The 17744-nt window shown below is 58.6% G+C and carries 14 protein-coding genes; 12 read left to right on the forward strand and 2 right to left on the reverse strand.

The window, feature by feature from the left end; translation table 11 throughout:
- Window positions 1-2: 2 nt before the first annotated feature.
- From ACZRMH_RS13275 to ACZRMH_RS13330, 12 genes are all read left to right on the forward strand, one after another.
- Window positions 3-980 carry a hypothetical protein gene (locus ACZRMH_RS13275; RefSeq protein ID WP_464013789.1) on the forward strand — a complete coding sequence of 326 codons (978 nt, stop codon included), beginning with the start codon at window positions 3-5 and terminating at the stop codon, window positions 978-980.
- A gap of 7 nt (window positions 981-987) precedes the next feature.
- A complete protein-coding gene (locus tag ACZRMH_RS13280) occupies window positions 988-2157 on the forward strand; it encodes a type III PLP-dependent enzyme domain-containing protein (protein ID WP_464013790.1) in 1170 nt (389 codons plus the stop codon).
- 10 nt (window positions 2158-2167) lie between these two features.
- Complete coding sequence (locus ACZRMH_RS13285) at window positions 2168-3742, forward strand: acyl-CoA ligase (AMP-forming), exosortase A system-associated (protein ID WP_464013791.1); 1575 nt, start codon at window positions 2168-2170, stop codon at window positions 3740-3742.
- Between the two features lie 4 nt (window positions 3743-3746).
- Window positions 3747-4742 carry a hypothetical protein gene (locus ACZRMH_RS13290; RefSeq protein WP_464013792.1) on the forward strand — a complete coding sequence of 332 codons (996 nt, stop codon included), beginning with the start codon at window positions 3747-3749 and terminating at the stop codon, window positions 4740-4742.
- Between the two features lie 36 nt (window positions 4743-4778).
- The gene (locus ACZRMH_RS13295) at window positions 4779-7775 is read left to right on the forward strand and encodes a citrate/2-methylcitrate synthase (RefSeq protein ID WP_464013793.1); all 2997 of its coding nucleotides are present in this window, start codon (window positions 4779-4781) and stop codon (window positions 7773-7775) included.
- A gap of 85 nt (window positions 7776-7860) precedes the next feature.
- On the forward strand, window positions 7861-8523 hold the full coding sequence (locus ACZRMH_RS13300) for a class I SAM-dependent methyltransferase (protein WP_464013794.1): 663 nt from the start codon (window positions 7861-7863) through the stop codon (window positions 8521-8523).
- A 25-nt stretch (window positions 8524-8548) separates the two neighbouring features.
- Complete coding sequence (locus ACZRMH_RS13305; RefSeq protein ID WP_464013795.1) at window positions 8549-9610, forward strand: TauD/TfdA family dioxygenase; 1062 nt, start codon at window positions 8549-8551, stop codon at window positions 9608-9610.
- Window positions 9611-9612: 2 nt separating this feature from the next.
- Window positions 9613-10617 carry an ATP-binding cassette domain-containing protein gene (locus tag ACZRMH_RS13310; protein WP_464013796.1) on the forward strand — a complete coding sequence of 335 codons (1005 nt, stop codon included), beginning with the start codon at window positions 9613-9615 and terminating at the stop codon, window positions 10615-10617.
- Window positions 10610-11701 carry an ABC transporter permease gene (locus ACZRMH_RS13315; RefSeq protein ID WP_464013797.1) on the forward strand — a complete coding sequence of 364 codons (1092 nt, stop codon included), beginning with the start codon at window positions 10610-10612 and terminating at the stop codon, window positions 11699-11701. The genes ACZRMH_RS13310 and ACZRMH_RS13315 overlap by 8 nt, the downstream gene beginning before the upstream one ends.
- A gap of 48 nt (window positions 11702-11749) precedes the next feature.
- Entirely contained in the window at window positions 11750-12292 is a 543-nt protein-coding gene (locus ACZRMH_RS13320) for a permease (protein ID WP_464013798.1), read from the forward strand.
- Complete coding sequence (locus ACZRMH_RS13325) at window positions 12289-13704, forward strand: FAD-binding oxidoreductase (protein WP_464013799.1); 1416 nt, start codon at window positions 12289-12291, stop codon at window positions 13702-13704. The genes ACZRMH_RS13320 and ACZRMH_RS13325 overlap by 4 nt, the downstream gene beginning before the upstream one ends.
- A 23-nt stretch (window positions 13705-13727) precedes the next feature.
- Window positions 13728-15329 (forward strand): aldehyde dehydrogenase (NADP(+)), encoded by a 1602-nt coding sequence (locus ACZRMH_RS13330; protein ID WP_464013800.1) that lies wholly within the window; start codon window positions 13728-13730, stop codon window positions 15327-15329.
- A gap of 300 nt (window positions 15330-15629) precedes the next feature.
- Here the strand turns inward: ACZRMH_RS13330 and ACZRMH_RS13335 are convergent, their stop codons facing one another.
- Complete coding sequence (locus tag ACZRMH_RS13335) at window positions 15630-16160, reverse strand: single-stranded DNA-binding protein (protein WP_138738716.1); 531 nt, start codon at window positions 16158-16160, stop codon at window positions 15630-15632.
- A 9-nt stretch (window positions 16161-16169) separates the two neighbouring features.
- The gene (locus tag ACZRMH_RS13340; protein WP_464013801.1) at window positions 16170-17561 is read right to left on the reverse strand and encodes an MFS transporter; all 1392 of its coding nucleotides are present in this window, start codon (window positions 17559-17561) and stop codon (window positions 16170-16172) included.
- Window positions 17562-17744: the final 183 nt, after the last annotated feature.

The following is a 17744-nucleotide window of genomic DNA, read 5'->3' on the forward strand; positions in this document are numbered from 1 at the left end:
CCATGACGCCTCCAACTTGCGCTGCAAAAACCCGCTCCACCCCCTACTCGATCGGTATTGAAGCCGCCGCTTACGAATTACCCGGCGAACGCCAGGATATCCATGACTGGGGTCAACAACATAAGTTGCCAGCCGAACGCATTGAGATTATCCGCAAAGCGGGCTGCCGTTATTTTCATGTTGCACCGGACATCGACGAGGTCGAGCTGGCAAAACGCGCTGTCGCGCGCCTGCAAGATGAGCAAGGTTTTAAGGGCAGCGATATCGGCGCGTTGATCCATGTTCATACCGGACTATTCAGCGTACCGCCGGCGCCACGCAGCCTGCCGATGGAAGTGGCGACGGCTTTCGGCATAAAGCCGATCTGGGCCGGTTCGATCGCACAACTCAATTGCTCGTCGATCAGCGTCGCCATTCAGATGGCTCAGGCCTTGATGAATGTGCATAGCCAATTGCACTCAGTGTTGATCGTCTCGTCCGACCGGGTCTTTATCGAGCGTTACCGGGTGCTGCAAGCGAGCATTTTAAGTGATGGCGCCGGGTGCTTGCTGGTCACCCGTAACAGCCGGCGTAACCGGGTCGGTGCAACGGCCGTGCGCAACTATGGCAGCTGGTATCTGGGCTCCGTGACCAATAACGGGGTGAAAAAGGAAATGTTCAATCTGGAGTGGCACTACACCCGCAAAGTCATGCAGGAAGCCGTGGCCGACTGTGGCATGACGCTCAGCGATTTTTCCTGCATTTTGCCCTACAACTCCAACCACTCTGGCTGGAGCGCCTTCTGTAACGCAATGGCGATTCCATCCACCACGCTGTTTTCCGACAACATCCTGCACAAAGGCCATTCCTTTGGCTCAGACCTGGCGATCAACCTGGCCGATATTGGCTTGAGCAAGGTCGATGCCGGGGCGCACCTGATGAATATAACGGAATCGGACAACGGTTCTTTTTCGGCATTGACCCTTCATCCGGTGAATTGAAATGACAATGACCAACGCCTCCCCGCCTGTCAGGGGCGACGAAGCAACGCCCGAACAATGGCTGCTGAATCTGAAAACGCCTTGCTATGTACTGGACCCGACCGTCGTACTGGCCCGTTTCGCTGATTTGCGCGAGCGTTTGGGTACACCTTTGATCGTGTCGCTCAAGGCCAATCCAAATCTGGATTTGTTGATCCGTTGCGGCCACGCGTTTATCGACGGTGTGGAGCTGGCCAGCCAGGGCGAACTCGATATTGTGGCGGGTCGCATCAACACCCCCAAATACGTGAACAATCCGTCAATGGATGAGGATTTTATGCGCGCAGCCCTGGCATCGCGCTGCACGTTCATTATCGACAGCCTGGAGCAGGCGCAGAGACTGATTCGCGTCATCGGCAAACATCCCGCGCCGCAAACAGTATTGCGCTTGAATGCCGGCCAACTGGTCAGCTCGGGCAAACACCCGGCGGACCATTTCGGCATGAGTCGGCACGACGTCTTGCTGACGGCTGTGGCATTGGCGCAGGCCAACGTGCCAATCATCGGTCTGCATACGTTTGCTGGCTCCAATAGTTTTCACATCGATGACAAGGGTGCCGATGCCGCCGCCCTTGCCCATGCTCTCGCTGCATTTGCGCCGCAAATAGCACAACTCACCGGCATGCCGGTTGAGTTTCTTAACGTCGGCGGCGGTTTCACCGAGAACTTCAATAGCCAGCCGCAGACGTTTGAGGCTTATCGCCAGCGTATCGCACCGCTGCACAAAGCATTCAAGGTCGTCCACGAGTCCGGGCGCGGAATCTTCGCTGGCGCAGGTACCTTCGTGACCCGCGTGCGTTCAGTAAAAGCCCTGGGTGAGCGCTACGTGGCCGTCTGCGACGGTGGCCTGAGCCACAACTTCCTGCTGGCCAAAACTGAATCCATGTTGAAGAACTACGCGCAGCCGCGCCTCTTGCGGCGTCAACAGCCGTCGGCTGACGCGCCCCGATTGCCAATCCAGTTCGTTGGCAGTACCTGCAGCCGCGCCGACGTGATCGGCTGGAGCCATGACTTGTCGGCCCCGCCGAGCGTGGGCGATCTGGTGATCTTCGACAACTGCGGCGCCTATAACCAGACCTACAGCGTCAGCGCTTTTCTCTCGCAAAGTCCGGCACACACTTATATCCACCAGTCCTAGGGACGTCACCATGACCGCCCACATCAGTTTGTACGACCTTTTGAAAGACAGTGCCCAGCACCATGGTGACCGCCGTGCGTTCGCCCAAGGCGCAAGGATAGCGACTTATTCCGAACTGCTGCAGGACGTGCGCCTGACGGCAGGGAGGCTGGCCGCTAGCGGTGTACAAGCGGGCGAACGCGTCGCTGTCTATGCCGGCAAGCAGTACGAAACCGTCGTCATGCTCCTGGCGATCAATGCCCATGGTGCGATCCTGGTGCCCATCAATCCTCAGCTCAAAGAGCAACAGGTACGCCATATCCTGCTGGACAGCGGTGCCCGTTTGCTCGTCAGTACGGGCGCACGCCTCAGACGTATAGAGGCCGCGCTGAAGGACATCGAACTCGATACCTGGCCACTGGAAAAATTACAGCTCGATAACCTCAACTCGTCGGCCGACACGGCGCTTGGCAACGCATCTCCTGCAGTTACAGACAATGACCCTGCCGCCATTTTGTATACCTCCGGCTCCACGGGGCGGCCCAAAGGCGTGGTGCTGTCGCAACGTAACCTGGTGGCTGGCGCCGATAGCGTCGCTGACTATCTGCGCTTGCGCGCCGATGACGTCATCTTGGGAATATTGCCGCTGAGCTTCGATGCCGGGCTCAGTCAACTGACCACGGCGCTGGTCAGCGGCGCTTGCTACGCACCGCTGGATTTCCTGCAAGCGGGCGAAGTCCCGACGTTCTGCGAAGCACATGGCGTCACCGTGATTACCGGCGTGCCGCCACTCTGGATGCAACTGGCGTCAGTACAATGGCCGCAGCCTGCCGGCGCACGCATTCGCTGTTTTGCCAATACCGGCGGGCATATGCCGCCCCCTTTGCTGGAAAAACTCAAAAGCGCATTTCCCAATGCGCTGCCCTACCTGATGTACGGCTTGACCGAGGCTTTCCGCTCTACCTACCTGCCGCCGGAAGCCGCCATCACGCGGCCCGACTCCATCGGCAAGGCGGTACCCAACGCAGATATCCGCGTGATGCGCCAGGACGGCACCGAATGTGCCGCTGGAGAGCATGGCGAGTTGGTGCACCGCGGCGCGTTCGTCACGCTCGGGTACTGGAATGACCCGCAACTGACCGCTCAGCGCTTTCGTCCCTGGCGACAACCGGAGCAGCAGATTTCGCGCGCCGAAACAGCGGTCTGGTCGGGCGATATCGTCTACCGCGACAAGGAAGATTATCTGTATTTCGTGGCGCGTAGCGACGACATGATCAAGACATCCGGCCATCGCGTCAGCCCCACCGAAGTCGAAGAAATCCTGTTTGCCGTGGATGAAGTCACCGAAGCGGCCGCGTTTGGCGTGCCGCATCCGCAACAGGGCGAAGCCATCATCATCAGCATATTCGCCCAGCCGCAGCTACCGACCACAGCCCAGGCACTGATCAAGCTCTGCAAGGACAAACTGCCGACCTATATGGTGCCGCTGCATGTGTCCTTCCATGACTCGCCTTTGCCGCGCAATCCGAACGGCAAGATCGACCGAAAGCAGTTGAAGCAGCAGTTTTCCGAGTTTTTCTCAACTTCACTTACCGTCACGGAATAACCTCATGCTTCGAATCCGCGCTATCGCTTCCCACGTTCCCGACGCGACCCCTTTCCGGGCGGTACAGGCACAGGAAAAAAACATCGGCTATGGCCATCTGCTGTACAAGACCGCCGTCTTTTCCATGCCTCGTGGCAGGGGCAGGCTCGACGCCGAAGAAGAGCTTCGGCTGCTCCCCACGGCGGGCATCGCACTGCCAGTGGCGCCCCCCTTGCAAAGCGGCGCCGACCTGGCGCTGGAAGCGGTAGCACTATTGCGTCAGCAAGTTCCGGCAGAAACGCTGGCACAGGTTACCCATATTGTGGTGACCAATACCGCCCTTAACCAGCGCATCAATGAATCGGTCGCAGGCCGTATCCAGCATGCACTGGGTTTGCCCAAAGCGTTGCCTTTCGCCATCGGTCAATCGGGTACTGCCGGCGTGTTCAACGCACTGACCATGATCGAAGCGCTGGTCAGCCTGGGCGGCAAGGTGCTGTTGGTGGCGTCTGATAAATGGCTTTACCCGTTCTTTCGCGCCTGGGGTGACCTGGTTGTGTACGGCGATGGCGCAGCTGCCATCTTGCTCGATGGTGATGCTCAGCCTACGCCAGGCTGGGGAACGATACGCGCCAGCGCGATGCACTATGGCGCGGCCATTGACAACCCCTGGGGGCTGACGCCTGCCGCCCTGGCTCAACGCCTGCATCCGATGGCGGTGAGCGCAGCGCAAACGGCGATCGAGCGTTCCGGCCTGAAAGCCAGCGATATCGATTGGGTGTTGCCGGCAGGATTCAGCGACAGCTTCACCCTCGGCGTCAGTCGTGAACTGGGCATTGCGCAAGAGCGACATTTCGAATTCGGTGCCCGCGGCCATCAATCGAGCGCGGCCCCTTTGCTGTCGCTAATGCGCCTGCGTGCCACCCTGCCTCCCGGTAAAACGGCCACCGCCTTGCTTTGGGATGCGGCTTTGTGCGGCACCGCTGGCGCCATCGTCGCCGAGATACAGGCTGACGCCTGAACCAAGATGCAAACCGTCTAATAATCAGGAAAACCTATGTCTGCTTATAAAGTCAGCCTGCGTGAGCTTCGCTTTTTCTTGTGGGAACTGCATAAAACCGATCAGAAGTTTCTCGCTCGGGCGCCGTTCAACGACAAGAGTCGTGCCTACTACGATGCCTTGCTGGAACGCGCCAGAGAGTTCGCTTATGAGTTAGGCAAGGCCTACCAAGCCTCCGATCGCCAGGAATGCCGCTTGCTGGAAAACGGCACAGTCGAAATCCCCAAGGAGTTCCACGGACTTTGGCAACGCTATAAGGCTGAGTGGGTTCAGGTACTGGGCAACGACAGTGAATCGCAGCAACCGTCCATGCCGCCGCTGATCCGGCAAAGCATCCAGGAGATGTTCATGGGCGCCAATCCGGCGTTCATGACCTACGGCGGCTTCAATTTGCCGGCCATCAAGCTGTTCAAGCTGCACGCTAGCGCAGCACAAAAGGCCACCTACCTGCGCAAGCTTCAGCGCCACGACTGGGACGCGTGTTTCTGCGCCACCGAGAAGCAGGCCGGCAGCGACCTGACGGCCGTCACTACCCTCGCAAAGCCACTTGAAAACGGTGAATACTCCGTCAGCGGCGAAAAGGTCTACATCTCGGCGGGCATGCATTCGCTGACTGAAAACACCCTGTACTTCGTGTTGGGTCGCATCAACACCACGACCGCGACCTCCTACTCCCTCTCCTGCCTGCTAGTGCCACGCTTCTGGCCCAATCCAGAAACCGGAGAGCTGGAAGACAACCATGTTGAGTGCACTTCATTGCTGCGCAAAATGGGCTTGAAGGGCTGCGCCAATACCCAACTGGTGTTTGGTCGCAGCGGCACCACGCGTGCCGTTCTGCTCGGCGATCGCAAGAATGCCGGATTGCTGCAACTGGTGCCCTTGATGAACCAGGCACGTATGAGCACGGCGATTATCGGCCTGGGCCTGGCCTCCAGCGCCTATTTGCATTCAGTCGAATTCGCTGGCAAACGGCTCCAGGGACGTGCCATCGGCCGCACGTCCGATGCCAGCGCACCGCCGGTGCCCATCATCGAACACGCCGACGTACAGCGCATGCTCCTGGAAATGAAGGCTCGGGTAGAGGGCTGCCGTGGGCTGCTCGGCAAGTTGACCGGTGCATCGACCCAGGCGTTTGCCCTGGAAGCCGAGCCTGTACTGGACGAAGCCCAGGTCGAAAAATATCGCAAGCTGGTGCTGCTGTTCACCCCGGTATGCAAGGCTTTCGTCTCGGACCAGGCTTGGAAAATCTGCGAGCTGGCGATACAAGTGCATGGCGGTGTCGGCTATACCGATGCTTACCCGGTTGAGCAAAATGCGCGCGACGTAAAAATCCTCTCGATCTGGGAAGGCACCAACTATATCCAGTCCCAGGACCTGGTCCGCGACAAGCTGGGGTTTGGCCGGAACTCACGCCTGATCAAGTATTTGCGCGAAGAGCTGGATGCCTTCTTGAGCAGCAAAACGGGTGTCGGTACTGAGCTGCAGAAGCAATTCCCGGTGTTGGAAAACGCCATGATCGCAGTTGAGCAGGCGCTTGCACTTATCGGTGAGCACGTGCGTGCAGGTCGCACACACGAAACCAGTCAGTTCTACACCCGTTTCCTGGAAATGATCGGCCTCACAGCCAGCGCCTGGGTCTTGCTTGAATCAGCCTGCCTGGCAGAGCGTCAGTTGCACCAGCAACTGAGTGCCGAAGAAGCCGCTTTTTACCGGGGCAAGGTCAAGACCGCGCACTATTTTTTCGCCAATATCCTGCCGACGGTAACGCAACACGTACACACCCTGGAAAACCTGCTGGCCGCACACTGCAGCATTGCGCTGGATGAACTGGTGCAGGTAGAGGCTCAGAAACAACCCGCAACTTTGTTTGGTGGATCGAGCACCCTGTATCGCGGCACCAATATCGACGGCGCCACGCTTGAGCCGAATGAAGGCCTGTGGGTCAGGGGTCGCAATCTCAATGAGCTGATCGGCATCGTCGATTTCACCACTGCGTTATGGCTGGCATGGTTTGGCAACATGCCGTCCACTGCCCAAAGCCAGGCGGTTGACGCCGTGCTGGTACAGATTGCCAGCCACCTGTCGCAGATGCCCGCGTATCGGCGCGGCATCGAAGCGGTTGCCGATGGCGGCGCCGGCATGGTGCAGGCAGCGGCCTGCGGCTATCTCGGTGACATGGCCGCGCTGGAAAATCTCGCCCTCAGCGCAGCGACCGCGCGCGGTTTGCCCACACATGCGGACTTTATTCAGGGCCTGGTCAGCGTTGCGGCTGCGCCGCATTTCCTGCAAGCGGCACTCGGTTACACAGCGCCAGCCGCAGCGTCCACCCAACACGCCGAGTGTGTGTTGACGGCAATGGGCGCGACCCACAGCGACTCCCTGTCAGTGCGTGTGGTTGACGCCCTGCTGGTGGCCTGGCACGCCGGGTTCGGCTACATCACGCCGACGGTGCTGGTACCCCGTACGGCAATCGGCACCGGCGTCACCCTTGCCCAGGCGGTGGCGGCTGGTTTTATGGCAAGCGGGCCCAAGCATGTCGGCGCAGCCGAAGAAGCGATGACCTGGTTCAAGACCATCAGTGCGCAAGACAGCCATGAAGACATACGGCGAGCGGTCGACCATGTGCTCGATCAGCCGGGGCAGCTCTTTTTCGGTTTCGGCCACCCGCTGTTTGTGCAGGATCCACGGCCGCCGCATATCCGTGCCCTGTTTACCGAGTGGGGTTTCGGAGCGCGCTACCTGGAGATTTTCGACGTTGTCTGTGCCCACGTCCTGGAGCGTAAAGGCCTGCGTCCGAATATTGATTTCATCACCGCTGCGGCCCTGCTCGATCTCGGCGTGACCCAAGCCCGCTGGAGTGTCGGCCTGGGGCTCTGTGGCCGGGTTGCGGCCATGGTCGCGCATGCCATCGAGCGCCGCGATCGTCCTGCTTTCGGTGTCAGCAGCAAAGCCGCGCGCAAGTTATTGGCCACCGTTCCTGTGGGTTGGCTGTAGTGCAGGAAATGAGCCAGTCGTAAACCGCAATTGATAGTCCAACGCTAACCCCTCTTCTAACGTCATTTGATGCTGGAGCTTATAAATGTTGCTGAAAAATCTACGGCCTGCCGACGAGTACGATCGCTTTGCCTCGCAAGCACTGGAACCCTGGGATGTGTTGTTCGTCACCCGCATCCGCCAGATTGCCCGCGACATGCCGCCCGGAGCCCTGGTAGATATCGGCACCGCCACCGTAGTGGTACCGGTGCGCCTGGCGGCCGACCCCGTGTTAAAGGGCTGGCATTTCATCGGCCTCGATCTGGACGAAACCATGCTTGAAGGTGGCCGACCGCGCATCGAAGCGTTAGGCCTGAGCGATGTCATCGAACTCAAGGTGGGCGACGCCCTGGACCTGCCATTCGCGGACAACAGTCTGACCATGGCGGTCAGCCGCGCCACCTTGCACCATTTGCCGGACAAGGTGAAAAGCTTGACCGAGATGTATCGAGTACTGCAGCCGGGCGGAGTCGGCCTGGTACACGACATGCGCCGCGACGTCGCCCCTGACTTGCTGGAGAAATTCACGCAAATGCGCGCTTCAGTGGGTTATCCGCCCACCCACGTTGAAGAAAAGGTCACGCTGGAAGAAGCGCGCGCCCTGGTCATCGAGGCGGGCCTGGACCATTGCACGGTGGTCAGCAGCCCCCGTTCGGGCATGGGCGCACTGGGTTTCGAAATCCTCATTAAAAAGCCTTCACTGGTTTGATACGCAAATCCCCGGGGAAAAGGCTATGGATCAACGTATAGATCTGGTTGAGCACTTTCAGGAAATGCTGGGCAGCTCGCACGTACGATGTGGCTTCCTGTCGTCCAAGCGCATGCCGCTCGTCATTACGCCTATCGACAGCACGCTAAGCGATAACGGCGAAGCTTTTGCGGCATGGTATCGCCACAACCAGGCGATCTTTGACAGCATGCTGCTGGAATTCGGTTGCCTGTTGTTCCGTGGTTTTGCATTGCGCGAAAACTCGGACTTCCAGGCTATTGCGCAAAATTATCCTGAGCATGCGTTCGGTTACATCGGCGGCGCCACGCCACGCAAGAACATCGCGGGCAGAGTCTACGAATCGACACGCATCCCGGCCACCCTGAAAATCGGCCTGCACCAGGAAAAGGCCTACATGGCGCACTATCCACAGAAACTGGCATTCTTTTGCAAACAGCCCTCCGTACAAGGCGGCGAAACCATACTGTGTGACATGCGAGCAGTCACCCGCCGCCTGCCAGCGCAATTGATCGAACGCCTGCGCGCAGCGCGCATTCTGTACTTGCGCAATTTCCGTACACCCAGCACGCCGGAGAACGAACCGCGCAACACCAATATGCGTGAATACCACCGTCCGTGGGATGAAGCGTTCCTTACCGATGATCCGCAGCGAGTGGAACAGCTGTGCCGCGATACACAACTCAATTACCAGTGGCTCGAAGATGGCAGCGTCACGGTGTCGCATACCGGTGACGCCATCTTGAAACATCCGCTGACGGGCGAAGATATTTGGTTCAATCAACTGTCGACCCAACATAACAATGCCCGCTCCATGGGTGAGCTTGGCTACACCTACATCCAGCGCGCTTACAGGGACAAACCGGCACGCCCTTACGACGTCCGGCTGGGTAACGGTACGCCGATCCTGGAGCATGAAATCGCGCCGGTGTACGACGCACTGGAAGCGGAGGAGATCGCCTTCCCCTGGCACAGCGGTGACATGCTGTTGATCGATAACATCGCCGTAGCCCATGGCCGCAATCCCTTCAAAGGCAAACGCGATGTCCAAGTCGCGTTGTTCGATTGAACATGAATAGCCAAATCCTGCTTGCTGAGGAAACACCCGCGCCGACCAAAAACGCCGTGCAGCCTGAGATGCGGTCGGCACGCACGAGCAGTGATGAACGCTATGCGGCGGCGGCCAGACTTATCCAGGTCACAGCTGGCAGTTTTCGCTTTGAGGCCCGCGATCTGCATCTCCAACGCGGTCGGCATACCGCCATTATCGGTCCGAACGGCGCCGGCAAGACCACCCTGATCGAAGCGTTGCTGGGGTTCCGTCAGGCGCATCTGGAAGAGGCACAGATTCTGGGGGTTGCGGCGGCGCATTTTCTGCAAAGCACCCGGCATCGCAAGCGCCTGGGGGTGCAATTGCAGCGGGTCGAATATGAAGACTCATCGAATGTCAGGGAGATCCTCGATCTGCATCAGGCCCTCTACGGTAGACAAGACCCGCAGGTGGCGCAGGCACTGGATATCGATGCGCTGCGCAAACTGCCTTATCGGGCACTGTCACGCGGCCAGAAGCAGCGCCTCGATCTGTTCGTGGCGCTGGCACACCATCCCGAGCTTGCGGTGCTTGACGAACCCTTTACCGGTCTTGACCGCGCGTATATCAAACGCGTCGCGCACCTGCTGCGCCATGACCTGGCTGACCTGACCATCATCATGATTTGTCACTCGGAGGAAGAACTGGATACCGCAAGCGATGTGGTGTGGGTGTGCAACGGCGGCGTTGAGTATTGCGGCGATAAAGAAACACTGAAGAACCATCTGGTCGGCGCCTTCCATGCCTCTCTACGGCTGGATGATAGCCAGCGTCTGAACGCCATACGTCGCCAGCTGGAAAGTGATAGCGCCACGCTGCGGCTGGCAATGCCATCGGACACTGAAATCAGCGTCTATGGCACCCAGCAACTGGACCAGTCCATACGCACCCTGATCGCTAATGTCGCGTTCCAGCACTTTGAGTTCGGCCCCACCGATTACCGCGACATGTTGCATATCTGCGCCAGGGGAGAACAGGATGTTTAGCATTTTGGCGATATTGACGCGCAACGAGCTGCTGGGTTTCCTGCGCAGCAAGTCGTCGCTGTTCTGGGCGATGGGCTTTCCCATCCTGTTGCTGACCGTGATGCTGATGGCTTTCGGTCAGCGCGGGTCACTGGGTACGGTGAAGGTCGAGTTTCTCGATGCCGGCGCTCAGGAAAGCGCGGACACCAGTTGCAAAGCAGCGATCGAGCAGGCGTTTGCTGGCGCAGATCCGGTAAAGGCCGAGTTTTCAACGCTAAGCAGCCCTGCCACCGTCGCGGCAAACACGGTACGCATTGTATTCGCGGCAGGCGACGGTCCGTTGCAGGTGCAATATGACTTCAACGGCCAGTTGGCGGTACGCGCTGCTGCTCGTGTGATCGAAATCGCCGCGGTCAGGTGTTCGGCGGCCAAGCGCGGCATTGTGTCGGCAGACCTGGTGCATTTCGAAGATGCGGCGTCTGGTGCCAAGCCCTTCGACTATGGCCAGTTTTTTACCACCGGCATTCTGGTCATCGTGTTGATGTCACTGGGCATCATGTCCACCGCCCTGTCGATTGCCAGCCTGCGTGAACACAATGCACTCAAGATCTACGCATGTTTTCCAGTGCCAAAGCTGGTTTTTCTGGCGTCCGTGCTGTTGTCGCGGGTAGTGATGATGCTGGTTTCCGTGGGGTCCTTGCTGCTCGTGGCACGTTATGGGTTCGGCATCGACATCTCGCTGTGGAGTATGCAGACCTTGCGTGCGTTGCCGGTCATTCTGCTGGGCGGCGCCATGTTGCTGTGCGTCGGTCTCCTGCTGGCCAGTCGTACCTCCTCGGTGAAGGAAACCGAATTGCTTTGCCATCTGATCCATTACCCGGCCCTGTTCTTCGGCAACCTGACCATCCCTTTGAACGATGCGCCAGCCTGGATCAAAAACATGCTCTCGGTGGTTCCGATCAACCAGTTTGTCTCGGTACTGCGTCAGGTGATGCTGGACGGTACGTCCCTGCCTGCGCTGTGGCTGCCTTTGCTGACCATGGCAGGCTGGACCGCGTTGTTTCTTACCGCTGCCACTTTAATGTTCCGCTGGCACAAGAGTTAATCCCGGGACTCAGGCATTTCATTGCATCTCAATTTCAAGGAAACAAGCATGTCTGTCAGCAAGTTAGCGCGTGCCTATTGGTCGAATGCCAGTGCATTCATTCCGGTGATCGTGTTCCTGATGTGGGGGCGTTTCGGACCGGGTGACGCAGGCGTGCGCTGGGATACTGCGTATGTGGTCAGCGGCATTCTCAGCATTGGGCACATATTCTGGCTATTCAAAAACCGGCCCGGCCATTGGATCGCGTTGGGCGTCGACCTGTATTTGCTGATCGGCGCGTTATTGGCTGCGGTATCTGCCCCTACGTTGCAAGTCTGGGGTCAGGAACTCGGCGCTGCGCCCGTGCTGGCGTGCGTATTGGTGATTGGCGTGGGGGCCACCTGGTTGTCTCCACTGGGTTTCGTCGGCGAAGCCAGCAACGATAGGGCGTTGGTCCGACGGCTCTCCGTGATGCTGCTGATTACCGCAGCAATCGCCGTCGCGGTGGCGCTGGTTTTGCGCCATAACACGTTGCTCGGCGGCGTGTTGCCGATCATCGCCCTGGTGCTGGTACGCAGTCAGTTGCAGAAGCGCGTGGTTGTGGCGCAATGAGCGACATGGAACATATACAGGCGTTTCTGGCCGAAGTGGCCGAACACCTGGGGCTGGCGTCGCTGCTAACCGGGGATGCCTGTGCGCCCTATGAAACCGACGTGATGCAATACCGCGGCCGCGCTGCAGCGGTCGTAATCCCGCAGGATACCCAGGCGGTCAGCACGCTGATGCGATTAGCTGTGCGCCATCGCATACGCCTGGTCGCCCAAGGCAACCGCAGCGGGCTGGTGGGCGGCGCCATCACCGACAACTCCGGCAAGCAAGTGATCGTGTCCCTTTCGCGCATGCGCCAAGTGCGCGAGATTGATCCCTTGAACCGCACTGTCATTGTCGAAGCGGGCGCGCTCTTGTCAGAGCTCAATCGCAAGCTGGAAACCCATTCGCTGTATTTTCCTATCGATATCGGCAGCGATCCGGCGATAGGCGGATTGATCGGCGCCAATGCTGGCGGCAGCCGCTTGCTCAAGCATGGCGACGTGCGGCATAACCTGCTCGGCATCGAAGTGGTACTGGCCGATGACAACGGTACAGTCGTGCAACTGCTCGCGCCGTTGCGCAAGAACAATACCGGGCTGGACCTCAAGCAGTTGTTTGTCGGCACCGGCGGCGCCTTCGGCATCATTACGGCGGCGACGCTTGAGCTCCAGCGTATCGACCAGTCGACGCAAAGCGTTTTTGTTGCCTTGCCTGACCATGCGACAGCACTTGAGGTGCTGCAGGCCTTCGAAGAGCATTTTGGCGATCTACTGTGCGCTTTCGAAGTGATCTCCGAGCCAGCGCTGGCCATTACCCTGCGCAATTTCCCCACGCTGCGCCACCCGTTCGGGCAATCATCGGCACGCTGTTATGCGTTGATCGAGATCGCCAGCAGCATGCCTGGCTTGCACGCGCTGTTTGCAGAGCGAACCGAACAAGTGTGGGAGCAGCTGTATGAAAGCGCGCGGGTTGTCGACGCGGTCCTGGGGCATTCCAGCAGCTTTTGGCCGCTGCGCGACAACCTGCCGCTGGCCATCGCCAGTGAAGGCATTCCACTCTCGTTCGACGTGGCGTTTTCGCGCTCACGCTTGGTGGCTTTCCGCGAGCAGGCGGCACAGTGGCTGCAGCACGAACATCCGTTGCTGCAACTTTACGATTTCGGCCATTTTGCCGACGGCGGCTGTCATTTGATTGTGCTGGTGCCCCACGCCCATATCGCCCAGTACGGTATCGCCCGGCTAGTCGCTGTACGTAGCGGCATCTATAGGCTGGTGTCAGAAAACGGCGGCAGCTTCAGTGCAGAGCATGGCGTCGGGCCGGTGAATGCAGCCTATTACAGCAAGCACACGACGCCCAAGGTGCAGGAAATCAGCAGGGCCATGCAGCAATTGATGGATCCGCAGGCTGTGTTGGGCCGCTACCGCTATACATAGAACGAAAAAATGCAGGTCTGACGATGACACAGCAAGATAGAGAAAATCCGATGATTACCGGCGACATGCTCATTGGCCGCTCGGCCGTGCGGGGCAACCAAGGATTGCTGTCGGCAATCAACCCTGCCACCCATGAAAAGCTAGGCCCCGACTTCGGCGGCGGCGGTATCGCTGAAATTGAGCAGGCCTGCACGCTGGCGCAGCAGGCCTGTGATAGCTACCGCGAAACCACGGCAGAGCAACGTGCTCAATTCCTGGAAGCAATCGCCACTGGCATCCTGGCGTTGGGGGCAACGCTGATCGAGCGCGCTTCCCTGGAGTCGGGATTGCCTGCAGCGCGCCTGATCATCGAACGGGGCCGCACCGTGAGCCAGTTGCGGTTATTTGCCAAGGTCGTGCGCGACGGTCACTACCTGGGAGCCACCCTCGACTCTGCCTTAGCGACGCGCATCCCTTCTCGCCCCGACCTGAGGCTGCGCAAGATCGCACTCGGTCCGGTTGCTGTTTTTGGCGCCAGCAATTTCCCCCTGGCTTTTTCGGTTGCCGGCGGCGATAGCGCCGCAGCCTTGGCCGCTGGCTGCCCGATAGTGGTAAAGGCCCATGAGGCTCATCTGGGTACGTCTGAACTGGTAGGCCGGGTGATCCAACAAGTGGCCGCTGCCCACAATTTGCCAGAGGGCGTGTTTTCCCTGCTCATAGGCGACGGTAACCGGTTCGGCCAGACCCTGGTCAGTCATCCCGCGATCAAGGCAGTCGCCTTCACGGGTTCGCGACAAGGCGGCCTGGCGCTGTCGCGTACAGCGGCGCAAAGGAGCGAACCGATTCCGGTATACGCCGAAATGAGCTGCATCAATCCCATGTTCCTGTTGCCGCATGCACTGTCGAAGCGCTCCAGCGAGATCGGCCGTGGATTCGTTGATGCCCTGACGATGAGTGCCGGGCAATTGTGTACTAATCCGGGCCTGGTGATTGCTATAGAAGGTCAGCATCTGACCCAGTTTTGCAGCACGGCCCTGGATGCCCTGCGCAAAAAGGCGGCGGCAACCATGCTGACGCCGGGAATTCATCATGCCTACCTCGCCGGTATCGAGGAGCTGGGCAATATCAACGGGGTTACGACGCTGGGGCAAGGTTGCCCGGCCGAAAGGCCATGTGCAGCACAAGCCACATTGTTTGTAACGGATGCCACCACCTTTCTGACTACAGGAAGACTGGGCGACGAAATATTCGGTCCCGGCTCGTTGATAGTCGCCTGCAAAAATGAAGATGAAATGCTTGCGGTCGCCGAGCACCTGTCAGGGCAACTGACTGCGACATTGCAACTGGATGACGCTGATCTTGGGCTGGCAAGAAAACTGTTGCCCATCCTTGAGCGCAAGGCGGGTCGCATCGTGGCGAACGGTTATCCGAACAACGTCGAGGTATCTCACGCGATGGTGCATGGCGGCCCGTTCCCGGCCAGTTCGGATAGTCGTAGTAGCGCCGTCGGCGCCAGTGCCATAGACAGGTTCTTGCGGCCGGTGTGTTATCAGGACTTGCCTGCGGCCTTGATGCCAGCTGCGCTACAAGATGGCAATCCGCTAGAACTCTGGCGGACGGTCAATGGTAATTGTGTTCCTGCCTGAATCGGGGAGAAAGCGAGATGAGTCCCACCTTTAATAGTTAAAAAACTTACGACTAAAAACCATAAAAAAAGCCCCTAATAAGGCAATACTGTTCACTTAAGAGCAACGCTACTCAATTGTGGGAGCGGGCTTGCCCGCGATGGTCTTCAGAGCGACGCATTTACTCAGTAAATACGCGTCATCGTTCACGACCATCGCGAGCAAGCCCGCTCCCACAGAGTTGGAAATCGCTTAAGTGAACAGCATTGCCTAATAAGGGGCTTTTCAGCAGATTTTTTACATTAATGTCTCAGGTAATTCTCAGAACGGGATATCGTCATCAAAGCTGTCGAAATCCGGAGCTGGCTGCGGTGCCTGCTGTTGCGGTGCAGGGCGCGACTGCTGTTGCTGTTGCTGCTGCGGTGCAGGGCGTTGAGCCTGCTGACGCGGAGCCGACTGTTGTTGCTGGTAGTTGTTGCCACCACCCTGGTTTTGCTGATCGCCCTGTGGACGGCCACCCAGCAGCTGCATGGTGCCTTGCATGTCGACCACGATTTCGGTGGTGTAACGCTTGATGCCGTCTTTTTCCCATTCGCGGGTCTGCAGCTTGCCTTCGATGTACACCTGCGAACCCTTGCGCAGGTATTCGCCAGCGATTTCGGCAACTTTGCCGAACATCGACACACGGTGCCATTCAGTCTTTTCGACTTTCTGGCCGGTTTGCTTGTCAGTCCATTGTTCGCTGGTTGCCAGACTCAGGTTGGTCACGGCATTACCGTTAGGCAAGTAGCGAACTTCGGGATCCTGGCCGCATGTGCCGACCAATATAACTTTGTTAACCCCACGGGCCATAACGTTCTCCTAGGCTTCGCACGTCGGCGCTGGGTTAACCAACTGCTCGAGTGTCGCGCGATCCAATAGTTCGGTGTCCAATTTGATATAAATCGCCGACTCTTCAGCCACGATCACTGCATCTGTAACGCCAGTAACAGCCTTTAAACGCTCAGCCAGACCTGCTTCGCGCAGCGCCTCAGGTGATAACGGCAAGCGCAGGCTTGTTACATAGGGTGGTTCACGCATGGTAACAGCAAAGGCCAGCCAGAGTGCAGCCAGACCTGCGCATCCAAGGAACACAACCGACAAACCGCCATGCTGGAACATCCAGCCGCCGAGTATGCCGCCCAGTGCCGAACCAAGGAACTGGCTGGTGGAGTAAACCCCCATTGCCGTGCCCTTGCCGCCTGCGGGTGAAACCTTGCTGATCAGCGAAGGCAGTGACGCCTCAAGCAGGTTGAAGGCCGTGAAGAACACCACAGTGCCAATCACCAACGCCCGCAAGCTGTCGCCGAACTTCCAGAAGAATAGCTCAGTGAGCATCAAGGTCACGACGGCGCCGAGTAAAACTCGTTTCATTTTGCGTTTCTTTTCGCCGTAGATAATGAACGGAATCATGGCGAAAAAAGAAATCAGCAAGGCCGTCAGGTACACCCACCAGTGCTGTTCCTTGGGCAAACCGGCCTTTTCGACCAGCGCCAGCGGCAAGGCGATAAAGCTCGACATCAACATGGCGTGTAACACAAAAATGCCAAGATCCAGACGCAACAGGTCGGGGTGACGCAGGGTTGGCAGCAAGGCCTGCTTCGCCACGCCGGACTCACGATGCTGCAAGGTTCCGGTAGAGCGCGGCACCATGAACATCACAATCACAATCCCGCACAGCGCCATTGCCCCGGTCGCCAGAAACAGCCCGGACAACCCGAAGGCACGGGTCAGCAGCGGCCCCACGACCATGGCGACGGCAAAGGACAAACCGATGGTCATGCCGATCATGGCCATGGCCTTGGTGCGATGCTGCTCACGGGTCAGATCTGACAGCAACGCCATGACCGCTGCAGAAATAGCCCCTGCGCCTTGCAGGATGCGTCCCGCAATAACGCCCCAAATCGAATCGGAATTGGCCGCCAGCACACTGCCCAGGGCGAAGACGATCAACCCCAGGTAAATAACCGGACGCCGACCGATACGATCAGAAATCACCCCAAAGGGGATCTGAAAAATAGCCTGGGTCAGGCCATAAGCGCCAATTGCCAGGCCGATCAAGGCAGGCGTCGCGCCAGCAAGGTCCATCCCATAGGTCGCCAGAACCGGCAACACCATAAACATGCCAAGCATACGGAAGGCGAACACAAGGGCCAGACCGCTTGCTGCTCGGGTCTCGCCGCTACTCATGCGTTCGCTGTGGGGATCGTGCATGGAAAAACCTCATGTGAACCGGCGGCGATTCTATCAGTCCCATCGTGTAACAGCACATACACGAGAGCGGCGCGACGCTTTGTCACGCAAAAGTTATAAAGGCTGCTTGAATGACATCGTGCCATCAAGGCCTGCACAGCTTTCGCACAGATCCGTATACTCATCCGTTTACGTTATGCCCGC

Source organism: Pseudomonas sp. B414 (assembly GCF_055408445.1).